General features: G+C 64.0%; 8 protein-coding genes. 4 read left to right on the top strand and 4 right to left on the bottom strand.

The features are described 5' to 3' along the window. Positions 1–348: 348 nt before the first annotated feature. Both BUS42_RS10895 and BUS42_RS10890 read right to left on the bottom strand, forming a co-directional pair. A complete protein-coding gene (locus tag BUS42_RS10895; protein ID WP_074306935.1) occupies positions 349–2727 on the bottom strand; it encodes a bifunctional serine/threonine-protein kinase/formylglycine-generating enzyme family protein in 2379 nt (792 codons plus the stop codon). A gap of 161 nt (positions 2728–2888) precedes the next feature. After that, positions 2889–3758, bottom strand: a complete 870-nt coding sequence (locus BUS42_RS10890; protein WP_074310957.1) for an inositol oxygenase family protein — start codon at positions 3756–3758, stop codon at positions 2889–2891. A gap of 471 nt (positions 3759–4229) precedes the next feature. On the opposite strand from BUS42_RS10890, the gene BUS42_RS10885 reads away from it, so the two are divergent. The 4 genes from BUS42_RS10885 to BUS42_RS10870 all read left to right on the top strand — a co-directional run bounded on the left by BUS42_RS10885 (position 4230) and on the right by BUS42_RS10870 (position 9559). Then, positions 4230–4502 carry a WXG100 family type VII secretion target gene (locus BUS42_RS10885; protein WP_074306934.1) on the top strand — a complete coding sequence of 91 codons (273 nt, stop codon included), beginning with the start codon at positions 4230–4232 and terminating at the stop codon, positions 4500–4502. Between the two features lie 22 nt (positions 4503–4524). Next, on the top strand, positions 4525–5238 hold the full coding sequence (locus tag BUS42_RS10880; RefSeq protein WP_074306933.1) for a hypothetical protein: 714 nt from the start codon (positions 4525–4527) through the stop codon (positions 5236–5238). Between the two features lie 59 nt (positions 5239–5297). Then, the gene (locus BUS42_RS10875; protein WP_074306932.1) at positions 5298–5504 is read left to right on the top strand and encodes a hypothetical protein; all 207 of its coding nucleotides are present in this window, start codon (positions 5298–5300) and stop codon (positions 5502–5504) included. Between the two features lie 80 nt (positions 5505–5584). Next, positions 5585–9559 (top strand): FtsK/SpoIIIE domain-containing protein, encoded by a 3975-nt coding sequence (locus BUS42_RS10870; protein ID WP_254053434.1) that lies wholly within the window; start codon positions 5585–5587, stop codon positions 9557–9559. 128 nt (positions 9560–9687) lie between these two features. Here BUS42_RS10870 and BUS42_RS10865 read toward each other — a convergent pair whose 3' ends face one another. Then, the gene (locus BUS42_RS10865; protein ID WP_083670137.1) at positions 9688–10944 is read right to left on the bottom strand and encodes a DUF1501 domain-containing protein; all 1257 of its coding nucleotides are present in this window, start codon (positions 10942–10944) and stop codon (positions 9688–9690) included. Between the two features lie 19 nt (positions 10945–10963). Then, a complete protein-coding gene (locus BUS42_RS10860) occupies positions 10964–12346 on the bottom strand; it encodes a DUF1800 domain-containing protein (protein WP_074306929.1) in 1383 nt (460 codons plus the stop codon). Positions 12347–12349: the final 3 nt, after the last annotated feature.

Here is a 12349-nt window from a genome sequence, read left to right as displayed (position 1 = left end):
CCCGCCGTCTCGCCAAACCAGGTGGCCACAGCGCGGGCGGCTCGCGCCGCTCCATGACACGACGGGATCGTGTTGTCGCGATACTGGTCGATCCCAATGGCGACGACCCAGACTTGCGGGGTCTTGGACGCTTGTTCCTGCTTCTGAGGAAGCGAAACGTCGGAGCGCTTCTCGACCACCGCGGGGGGTGTCGGGCGTGGTTTCATGGAGATGCGAGCGGCGACGATCGCGATCCCGGCCACACCGAGAGCCGCGATGGAGATCACCAGGGCGCGGGCGGGAGAACGAGGCGTAGATTTCATTGGGGCCCGATTGCAAAGGGGGAAGATTGAATCGCAGCCGTCGGTTTCAGGGCTTCGGCCACTCGATGACGACGCGGAATCCCAGGTCTTCGGCGGTCTGATCCTCGGCCAGTTCGGACGTCGTCTGATCGTCCGTCTCGGGTCGTCTCGGCCGTGTCGTGCGCGTCCGGTCGCTCCAGACCGCAAAGGAGCCGCCACGAATCACATACTGCAGTGATCCCGTGTTTGGGACAGTCGTGACGACCGGATTCTTGATCGGGTCGGTGGAACTGGCATAGGGAGCCCAAACATCCCGGCACCATTCACGGACGTTGCCGGTCAGATCGACGATTCCTTGCTCGGTCCGATCCTTTTGATAAGCTCCGACCATGGACGTTGGGATCGGGCCAAGTTGGCCGATGCTGTCCACGTTCGCCATGCTCAGGCTGGGCTTGGGCTCGGTTCCCCAGACATAGGGATTCGGCTTGCCGCGCGAACGGGCGGCGTACTCCCATTCGGCCTCGGTCGGCAGCCGGCCGCCGACCCACCTGGCGTATTTCTCCGCCAGTTCCCGCGTGACCCCGGTCGCCGGATAAAGTGTGGGGTAATTGCCACTGCGATCGATCCGTTGGCAGGCCCTCGTCCAACGCTTCGGTCGATCCGCCTCTTTGACATGGTTCGCAATGAAATAGGCTTCCAGCTCGCCGTTGGTGACCTCGGTCTCCTGCAGGTAGTAGTCGGAGAGCACGACGCGATGGGCCGGCTGATCCTCGTCGTTCGGACCGGCCGAACTGTCGAATCCGTCATTGCCCATTTTGAACTCGCCCCCCTCAAGGAGGATGAACTTCGTCTTGTCGCTCTGGCGAACGATCAGGCTTGGATGGCCGTTGACGATCCTCGCGCCTTCGGCGGCCACATAGCCTTTGGGGAGACCAGGGGCCAAGCCGGGGACGCCTCGGCGGGGGAAAAATACGAATGCAGCCAACCCCAAGCTGGCGAGAACCACGACGATCAGACTCATTGGGAGGAGTCGCCTGCGCTGCGCTCGACCCGAAGGGGGAGCCTCGACGACGAGCGCGGGATGCCCCCAGTCCGTCGAGTCCAGGCCCGCCGAAGGCTTCGTCGCCTTGGGGATCCCGTAGCCTTGGGTCGGCGGCGAAGGCAGGTTGGGGTATTGGTAGGGGACGCGATCGGCGTCCTCGGTCAGCGCCTGGGTGCGGACGTCTCCGGAGGGGTCAACCAGGCCCTTCCTTGGAGTCGCGGGCGTTCGCTTGGTTGGTAGCGGGTGAGTCGGATCGCGCTCGGTTTGAAGCAGGGCGTGGGGGCCCTCGTCAAGGTATCCCGCCGGGAGCGCGGCCCGGAACTGCTCGAACAGCTCGAGTGCGGTCTGAGGGCGTTCGTCCGGGTTTTTGGCAAGGCAGCGGGCAACGACCGCCTCGACTTCGGCCGGAACGTGGCAGTCGGGGTTGCGTTCGACGAATGGCGGAGGAAGTGTGTAGAGATGATCGTAAACTAAACGGGTGATCGGGCCGGTGAACGGTCGGTGGCCGGTCATCATCTCGTAGAGGATGACCCCCACTGAGTAGATGTCGCTCCGGCCGTCGATCGCGCCGCCGCTGGCCTGTTCAGGGCTGGTGTACGGCGCCGAGCCCAGGAAGCTGCCGGTGTGGGTATGGACGTCCGCCGTGTCCGACTCGGCCTCAAGGATCTTGGCGATGCCGAAGTCGAGCACCTTCAGTTGCTCGCGACCGACCGGGCGGCCTTCCAGGAGCATGAGGTTGGCGGGCTTGAGGTCGCGATGGACGATCTTTTGATGATGGGCCTCTTCGAGCACGTCGCAGAGCTGCTCGAGGATCCGCGCGATCCAGTCGAGCGGCATGGGGACACCGGGGGTCATCGCCTTGTTCAGGCTCTGGCCGCGGATGTATTCCATCTCGATGAACGCGGCGTCACGCGCCATCCGGGCGTCGTGGACCACCACGGCATGGGGATGCGAGAGCCGCGCCATCACGCGCGCCTCGCGTTTGAATCGGGCCTGAGCCTGAGGATCGAAGGCGATGCCCGAGACGATCAGCTTCAAGGCCCGGAGCGTGTCGAGCTCCAGGTGCTTGACCAGCCAGACGGTCCCCATCCCGCCTTCGCCCAGGAGCTTTTCCGCGAGGTAGCGGCCGAACAGGACCTGGCCGGGCTGGAGCGTCCCTTGAACGCCGATCGATTCGTCCGAAGACTCCATGCCCGATGAAGGGAATGGCTGCGATTCGGCGCCGGAGAGCGAGCCGAACGCCGGGATCGTCCCTTCGATCGGCATGAATGAGGCCCGCGGGGGCGACGTCGGTACCGTCCCCGCGCCTTCGGCCCAGGTGCCGAACGGGCCGGCTTGAGTCGAGCTGGAGCCTTGCGACTCGTCGTCGGGCTTTTCGTCAGGATGGCTCGGTCCCTGCGTCATGAAGGTCGCCTCACTGCAGTGCGTCTCCGGGCCATCGTCTGGGAATCAACGTCGAGGTCGATGAATTCGGCTGAGCCTGTCTGCTTACGACTCGATTCTAGCCTGTCGCCCCATCGATCGGCCAGAATCGGCAATTCCCCGGCGAACGAAACGACGACGTCTCACCAGGCGAGTTGAGCGGGAAAGAACTCGGCGATCAGGTCTTTGTAGTACGGGGTCAAGGCGGCGACATCGGGGCGATCGTGCCCTTTGGAGTAGAGGTCGAACGGGTTGAACGCGCGCACCCAACTGAGTTTCCTTCGGTCATGCTCGTTCATCAGGTGGTTGTACTGATTCTCATGGTGCCAGGCATAGAAGGAGTGATAGCGGATCATCGCCAGCCCCTCCTCCGGCAGGTAATCCTTGACGACGTGGTAGAGGTACTCGTCATGGCCCCAGGAGAGGTGGACCTGGTCGAGCCCGCAGCCCTCGGCATAGATTCCGTGGCGGGTCCGATACTCGGGCACGGCCGAATCCGGATTCTCCGCGAAATACTCGGAGAAGACGATCTTGTCGGAATAACGGCAGCCGACCGGGAAGGTGTCGCCGACGACCGCCCATTGCGGCTCGCCGTAAAGACAGAGGATCTTGCCGAGGTCATGGATCAGGCCCGTCAGCACAAACCAGCGGGGATGGCCCGCGGCCCGGATCGCCTCGGAGGTCTGCATCAGGTGCTCGATCTGCGAGAAATCGGCGTCGGGATCGCTCTCGTCGACGAGCGTGTTGAGGAACTCCATCGCCTCCCAGATCCCCATGGATCGACGCGACTTGGCGAGGAACTCCTGCTTCTTCTCGAGAACGAAGCCCAGCGTCTGGTGACGATGATTGAGCTGATAAAACTCGCGAACCCCCGCGCGCACGTTCTCCCGGTAGTCACGAAACGTCGATTGCGGACCGGTCTCGTCCCGTGCGCTCACCTGATGCACGGACTCCCAATCGTCAAGGTCTGCTAGGGGACGATTCGTGGTCTCGGAAGCGCGCGACTCTCCCATGATCGGTTTCCCTTTTTTTTCTGATTGGGCGAGCGTCTCGCTCGAAAATGGGGGATCCATTGACTCCACTTGATTCTACACGGAAGTCCCAACGGGGTAACGGCCAACTCCTTTCCCGGAGAAACCCGACTCCGGTGGGGTGTGAGTTGAAGCCTCCGCCGAGCGTACCTACTCTCAAGGGGGCGATCACCGTTCCCTTGAGGTTCGGCGATCCCCTCGGCCTTCCTTCCGCTTGCGGCTCCCTGGGATCGGGGTCAATCGAGAACTCTCTCTCCGACATTCGTCTCATCAGGGGGGGCACAGTTGACCGCTGCGCGGGAACCTGGAGCGTGGTCAAGGATCTGAGTGGTTTACAGCATGGGTTGACCGGGCTACCATGAATTTGAACAACCAATTCTTTCACGTTCGCGGCGCGGGGCCGTCCCCAAGAGCGGCCCTCCCGGTTTCGTCCTGCTTACGAAAGGGCATTTCATGGGACAGGCGATCGTCAATCCGGACGAGCTCCGGCGGTTCGCGACGCAGTTGCGGCAGTTCAACAACGACCTGCTCGCACAGATGACCGTGCTCCATGGCCAGCTCGCCGGCCTCGGCCAGTCGTGGCGGGATCGCGAACATGACAAGTTCGTCGAGGAATTCGAACAGACGCTTCAAGTGGTCGCCCGCTTCGTCGATTCGACGAATCAACATGTCCCATTCCTGATGCGCAAGGCCGATCGCGTGGAAGAGTACTTGCAGCAGCGTTAACGCCGACGAGGGGCGATCCCAAATGAGCCAGGCCAACGTCCGCTCCACCGACGCGATCAAGCAATTCAAGGTCGCACTGCTCACGTATGCGGAGGACGCCCGCATCGCGCTCGGTTCGATGGAAATGGAGATTCGCCAGGTCCGCAACTGGCTCGAACGCGACCAGTACACCTACTGGACCGCCCAGATCAAGCGTGCCAAGGAGAAAATCTCCGAGGCGCGAACCGAGCTGAATCGCAAACGCCTTTCTCAGTCGAACAGCGATGCCGTCTCCGACAGCGACCAGAAGGAAGCCCTCCGGATCGCCAAGCTAAGGCTGGAAGAGGCTGAGGATAAGGTTGAACGGATCAAAAGATGGGGACCTATCTTCGAGCATGCCCTGTCCGAGTATCACAGCCAGTCGCAGCCCTTGAGCGATAAACTTTCCGGCGGCCTGGTCGGTTCACTGGCCTTGCTGGAGCGGATGATCGTGGCGCTCGAAGAGTACGCGGCCCTTCAAGCACCTGCGGCGCCCACGCTTCCGCCGACCTCTTCCGTGGACTCGATCGCACCCCCTTCCAGCGTGACGGAACCCGGGCCGAGTACTGTCGCGTCTGGGGACGATCGTCCCGCCGTCGCACCCGGGAGCGCAGGGCAACGGCCGGCAGAAACCGCCGACGGCGCAGGATCTGCAGAAGTGAATTCTCCAACGAGCGTGGAACCGTCTGGGGAAGAGACGACTCGTCCCCCGTCCTGAACCAATTCCGTTCGGCTCGCGTACAATCTAACGGGCCGACTGACGCGAGGGAATCGATCATGAGCGCAGGTTCCGCCAGGCTGGCCTTCACCCAGAAGGCGCTCCGCGAGCGCTGGGATGATGTGAAGCAACAGTGGAGCGACCAGGTCTCGCGAGATTTCGAGAAGAACCATCTCCTTCCGCTCGACCACCAAACGTCGTCGGCGATTCGGGCGATGGATAAGATCGCCGAGGTGCTTCACAAGATACGCCAGGACTGCTCTTGAATCGTCCGGATGTTGGTGATCCCCGCAACTCTTCTCTGACCGTCCCGATTCCGGACGCTCGAACCACAGGTTTGTCCATCATGCCTCATTCGTCCCTGGTCGAACGAGAAGTCGAAGCGCTGCGGACTCTGGAACGGATCGCGGCCGAGCGTGCCCGTAGGGAGCTGGAGACGGAGCAAGGGCATAAGAACCAGGTCGAGATTGAGGAGCATGCCTTCCAGAAGGCCTTGGAGAAAGTGACGAAGGCCGCCAAGTCGGAGATCGAAGCGACCGAGATTCGTTATCAATCGGTTCGCAACGAGCTCCGGACGCGGTTCGAGACGGAGCGGAAAGAGGTTGAGGCGGAGTTCGCCGCGGTCCGTAACAAGACCGCGGCCTGGTATCGCTCGGCCACGAAGGCGGCGAAACGGGAGTACGAAGAAACGCGCTGGCAGGTCCTCGCGGTGTTCGAGGCGGCCAAAGACTCGGCGGTCAAGCTCCACAAGGAACGCGCGGCGGAGCTGAACGCCGAGCTCGGTCTTTTGCAGACGATCAAGGACGAGGCGGAACATCCGCTCGAATCCTGCCGCTCATTCTTCCCACGCGCGGACGCGACGAGCGGCGAGGTCGTGGTGCCTCCCGCGGAAAACCCACTGCCCGAGTTGCAGGAGCGCTTGAAGCGGGCCGAGGAACAGCTCGTTCCACTGATGAAGCTGACGCTGCCCAAGTTTCTCAAGCTCCAGCAGTTCGTCTGGCCGTTTTTGATCCTTGGCTTCGCCGCCGCTTACCCGCTGGGGGTGACGCTCGGCTGGGCGACCGGGCTGGCCGTTGATGCCGGTGCAGTGATCGCGATTGCGGTCACGTTCTGGTTCTGGCTCGCCACCGTGGCCCGACGTCAGGTCGGTCGCTTCTACCCCCCGTTTCGCCAGACCCTGGACGAAGCGGAGGCTTTCGCCCTCCAGGCCCAGAGCTGGGTCAACGCGGCCTTTGAACGGCACAAGGCGGAGGTGGAAGCACGTCGCGAGCACGATACCGTCGCGGCCGACGAGAAATTCGCCAAGTTCACGGCCGAGAGCGAGCAGCGCCGCGAGCGGGAAACCCGTGAGGCTGAGGAGAAATATCCTCCCCTCCTCAAAGATATCGAAGCCCGCCACGCCGAGACGCGTCAGCAGGCTGACGAGCGTTATCCCCGCCGGCTCGCCGACCTCAAGGAACGGCTGGAACGCGATACCGCTCAGCTTCAAGAGAACCATCGCGTCGAGAAAGAGTCGACCCAAGCGGCCTATGTGAACGCCTGGAAGCAGCTTGTCGACCGTTGGAAAGCCGGGCTTGCCGAGGTGCAAGCGACCGTTGCCGAGGTCAATGAGGTCTGCAACCAGCTCTTCCTCGACTGGCACCAGGTTGACCCGACCGGATGGGAACCGCCCAAGGCCGTTCCCCCCGCGCTTCGGTTCGGGGAGTTCGAGTTCGACCTCGCCCAGATCCCCCAAGGGCTTTCCAGTGACCCGCGCCTGAAGCCCGACGGCCCCACCCGTTTCAGTCTGCCCGCCTTGCTCCCGTTCCCGGTGGAAGGGTCGATTCTGCTCAAGGTCCATGACTCCGGCAAGGCCGAGGCCGCGCGGGTGCTGCAGGCGATGATGCTGCGCTACCTGACTTCGCTTCCCGCCGGTAAGGTCCGCTTCACGATCATCGACCCCGTCGGACTCGGTGAAAACTATGCGGCCTTCATGCACCTGGGTGACTATCACGAACTGCTGGTCAATAGCCGGATCTGGACCGAAACGCCTCATATCGAACAGCGCCTGGCCGACCTCCAGGCGCACATGGAAAATGTAATTCAGAAGTACTTGCGCAACGAGTTCAAGACGATTGAGGAATACAACGTTCACGCCGGTGAAGTCGCCGAGCCGTTCCGGGTGCTGGTGGTGGCGAATTTCCCGGCGAACTTCAATGAGTCGGCCGCGCGTCGGCTCATGAGCATCGCCAGCAGCGGTGCGCGTTGCGGCGTCTATACGTTGATCTCGGTCGACATCAAACAGGCGCTCCCTTCCGGCTGCCAGTTGAAGGATCTCGAATCCCTCTGCATGAACCTGAACTGGCGGGAAGGGCGGTTGCAGTGGAAGGATCCCGAGTTCGCGAAGTTCCCGCTGAAGCTCGATGCGCCGCCCGATCCGGAGACGTTCACGAAGCTCTTGCACGTGGTCGGCGACCGCGCCCGCGACGCCAATCGCGTCGAGGTTCCGTTTGAGTTCATCGCTCCGTCCCCCGAAGAATATTGGACCAGCAGCAGCGCCAAGGGGATCGACGTGCCGCTCGGCCGGGCAGGGGCCACCAAGCTGCAACATCTCCGGCTCGGTCGGGGAACATCTCAACACGTTCTGATCGCGGGCAAGACGGGGTCGGGTAAATCCACCTTGCTCCATGCCTTGATCACAAACGCAGCGCTCCGCTACAGCCCCGACGAACTCGAGCTTTACCTGATCGACTTCAAGAAAGGCGTTGAGTTCAAGGTCTATGCCACGCTCCAGTTGCCCCACGCGCGTGTCATCGCCGTGGAGAGCGAGCGTGAATTCGGCCTGAGCGTGCTTCAGCGTCTCGACGGTGAGCTCAAACTGCGAGGCGACCAGTTCCGCGACCTCGGTGTTCAGGACCTCAACGGGTATCGCCAGGTGGCCGGTCAACCTCCGCTTCCGCGGATCTTGTTCATCGTCGACGAGTTCCAGGAATTCTTCGTCGAAGACGACAAGATCGCCCAGGACACGGCCCTCTTGCTCGATCGCCTGGTGCGCCAGGGTCGTGCGTTCGGGATTCACGTTCACCTGGGCTCGCAGACCTTGGGAGGCGCGTTCTCGCTGGCGCGGAGCACCCTGGGCCAGATGGCGGTCCGGATCGCGCTCCAGTGCAGCGAGTCGGACGCCCACCTGATCTTGAGCGACGACAACTCGGCCGCTCGTCTGCTGACCAGGCCGGGCGAGGCGATCTACAACGATGCCAACGGCATGGTGGAAGGGAACAACTTCTTTCAGGTCGTCTGGCTCCCCGACGAGCGCCGCGAGGAGTACCTCAAGACGATCAAGAAACTGGCGGACGATCAGAATCGGCCTCCCGCTGCGCAGATCGTCTTCGAGGGGAACTTACCCGCGGTCGCGGCCCAGAATCACCTGCTCGGCCGACTCTTGCAAGCGCCGGCGTGGCCCGAGCCTCCCAAGGCCGATTTCGCCTGGCTCGGCGACGCGATCGCCATCAAGGACCCGACGGCCGCGGTCTTCCGGCCCCAGAGCGGCAGCAACCTTCTGATCGTCGGGCAGAACGATGCCGCGGCCCTCGGGATGATTTCGACGGCCATGATCAGCCTCGCCGCGCAACATGCGCCGGCCGATGGTGACGGTGGTGGTGGTCAAGGGGTTCAGTTCTACCTCTTCGACGGCACCCCGGCCGACTCGAGGAATGCGGGTCTGCTCGGCCGGCTCGACGGCGTGTTCCCGCACGCCGTGCGCGACGTCGCCTGGCGCGACATGTCCGCCGTGATCGGCGAACTCGCGGCCGAGGTCGAGCGGCGTCAGAAGGAGGCTGGGGAGGCCCCGGGCCTCTACTTGATCGTCAACGACCTCCAGCGGTTTCGCGACCTGCGAAAGGGCGAGGATGATTTCGGCTTCTCACGCTACGGCGAGGAGAAAGCGACCCCGCCCTCGAAGCTCTTCGTCAACATCCTCCGCGACGGCCCCCCGGTCGGGGTCCACACGATCGTCTGGTGCGACAGCCTCAATAACCTCAACCGGACCTTCGACCGCCAGTCGTTGCGTGAGTTCGAGGTCCGCGTCCTCTTCCAGATGAGCGCCAACGATTCGAGCACCTTGATCGACTCTCCCGCGGCCGGAAAGCTCGGTGCCCACCGTGCGCTCTTCTTCAGCGAAGAAGAAGGCCGGCTCGAAAAGTTCCGCCCCTACGGCCTCCCCACCGACGACTGGCTGGCCACGATCCGGCGGCAATTGCACGGGAGACAACTCCCTGTGGAAACGAACTCCCATCCCACGCACGAATTCACATCCGAGAGCACCGAAACCGCTGAGGCCTGAGGCCACGGTGACGGCGCATCTTGACCTTCAGGTCCGTGGTTGTTTCGGCCTGGGATATGAAGTGCTGAACATTTTCCGGCGTTTGGGTGATCAGGGCGCGTTCTGATCATCCAAACGCCGGTCGATCCTCACGAACGGAACAGGGGGAGGGGCTCGAAGGCCTTTCCCAGCGCGGCCTTGGCCGGCAGGTTCAACCAACGCTCCAGCACGGTTGCGTAGACGCGACGGAAGTCGATCGCGTGTTCGGGGTCTCCCGCTTTCAGATGCGCGAGGTCGGGGTACGGTCCATGCAGGCCACCTTGTACGGGCTGGCCGAGGAGGAAGACCGGTGCCGCGGTGCCGTGGTCGGTGCCGGCGCTGGCGTTCTCGCGGAGGCGGCGGCCGAATTCGGAGAAGACGAGCACTGTGATCCGGTCACCGTCGCCGGAGCGGTCGAGGTCGGTCAGAAATGCCTGGACCGAGCCGCTCAGCTCGCGCAGTTGGCCGGAGTGCTGATTGAGCTGCTCGGCGTGGGTATCGAAGCCACCGAGCTGGGCGTAGTAGATCGGTGTCGACAGCCCGGCGCGGATCAGGCGGGCGATCAGGCGCAGACGCTGGGCCAGGCTGTAGGAGTCGGGGTAATTGGCCGCGTCGTCGTTGCGGACGACCTTCTCGAGCCGGGCGCTGCTGGCGTACGAGACCACGGTGCTGCGCGCCACGAACTGGAGCAGCGGGTTCTCCGCCCTCCCGGCCTGACCGGCAATGTGGTCGAGGGCCGCGCGCTGCTCGTCGGCTCCGTCGGTCTTGGATACCCCCAGGCGTCGGCGGAACTGCTCGACCGTCGCTAGGGAGGGAACGTACTGCTGTCCCCCGCTCAGCGCCCGAGGCAGTGCCGACGTAGCGATGTGCAGGGCCGGGGCGTCACCGCCCGAGGCCGCCGGGCCGGCGTCGATGGCCCGGGCGAGCCACCCTGGTTCCTCACGGCCCGGTTCGAGTCGTGCCGTCTGCCAGATGGCCATCGACTCGAAGTGCGACCGGTTCGGGTTGGGATAACCGACCGACTGCACGATCGCCAGCCGGCCGTCTTCATGGAGCTTCGCGAAACCGTCGAGCGACGGGTGCAGCCCGACCTGCGCGTCGATCGGCCTGAGATCCTTGGCCTTCAAGGCGAGCTTCGGCCGGCTCTTGTGGTAGATGTCGTCGCCGTGAGGGACGACTGTATTCAGGCCGTCGTTACCGCCGTCGAGTTGAATGACGACGAGGATCCGGCCGTCGGCGTCGTGCGCTGGGCCGTTGGCCAGCGCGTGCGCAGATCGGGCCAGAAAGGTCGGTACGGTCGTGCCGCAGGCCAGGAGCGTGGAACTTCCCAGGCCCAGGCGGAGCATTTCGCGTCGGGTCGTTGTCACGGTCGAATTCTCCTTGCCGTCAGGCGAGCTGGAATTCCGGGCAATGGAGCAGTCGCTGCAGACACTTTCGCAGGCCGGCGGTGTCACCATCGCGGCCGGCGGCCAGGATCAGGTCCCTGGCATCATGGACGAGGTCTCCCTGAAGCAGCAGGTTGACGAACCGACCGGCCGCCTCACCCGGTTTCACGCGGTGGGCGTCGGCCCAGGCGACCGGGTCGAAAGCGGGCATGCCGTAATCGGGGTTGCCCCAGATGACGTCGGTCGCCCAGTTGAGACGCTCGAGCAGTGTGCTGCTGTTGATCCAGGTCTTTCCCCCTTCCCACCCCTTCACGTTCGGAGGCGCGAAGAGCTCCTGACCCTGCCGGCCGCAGGCCGTGGCCGTGGCCAGCAAGCTGACTTTCGGGCGGGGGACCTCCAGCATCCGCAACAGGCCGATCGTGTAATCCACGGGCGACTTGACCCGACGCCGGTACGCCGCCGCCGAATAGAAATGTCTCGATTGAAGAATGACTTCCAGCACCCGACGGATCGAGAATCCACTCGACCGCAACGTCTCGGCCAGCGGCTCGATCAGCTCCGGCTCGGGATCGGCCTCCTCGGCCACAAACGCGCGATAGAGCTTCCCCGCCAGGTGGCGGGCCGCCTCGGGCCGCTCCAAGGCGATTCGCACTACGTCGTCGGCCATCCAGGTCCCGGTCTGGCCCAGGATGGTCTTGGAGCCACCGTCGTGCACCTCCTCCTCGAACGTGAACCGGGGGTTTGCATTGTCGTGCGTCCTCCGTCCTCCCTCGGGCGCCCAGCCGGTGAAGGCGCGGGCGGCCTCGCGGATGTCGAGCTCGGAATAGGCGCCCTGCCCAAGCGTAAACAGCTCGAGGAACTCGCGGGCGTAGTTCTCGTTCGGCCGTTCGCGCTTGCTGGTCCCGCCGTCGAGCCAGACGAGCATGGCCGGATCGGCGGTCATCGCCCCGAGCAGTCCTGCGAAGTCGCCGAGTGCCCGCTCGCGCAGGGCCTCCACCTGTGTGGCCATGGCGCTGACGCTGTCGACCTTCGTCAGGCTGGTGGCAAAGTGGCCGTGCCAGATGAGAGTCAACCGCTCCCGCAGCGGGTCGGAGCCGAAGAGCATCCGATAGAGCCAGTACGCCCGCAGCCGCCTCGGGTCAGTCGAGCCGACGGCACCCGTGCGCAAGCCCTCGCGGACCGCTCGCTCATCCTCCGACGGGTCGAGTGGATTGAAGAATCGCCCGACGCTCTCGGCCGGCCCCGCCGCCACGTCGCGCTGCAGCTCGGCCCAGTTCGCCCCGAAGCCGGCCGCCCGGTGCAGATGGGCGACCTTGCGCAGGTCCCACGGGTCGTCCGGGCTGGGCTCGAACGGAGCCCACGCATTCTCGCCGATCCTCGTCATGGC

The organism is Singulisphaera sp. GP187 (assembly GCF_900129635.1).
In the GTDB taxonomy this organism is placed as follows: Bacteria; Planctomycetota; Planctomycetia; order Isosphaerales; family Isosphaeraceae; genus Singulisphaera.
Note: the sequence above shows the minus strand (reverse complement) of the source record. Positions and strands in the feature narration are given on the sequence as shown.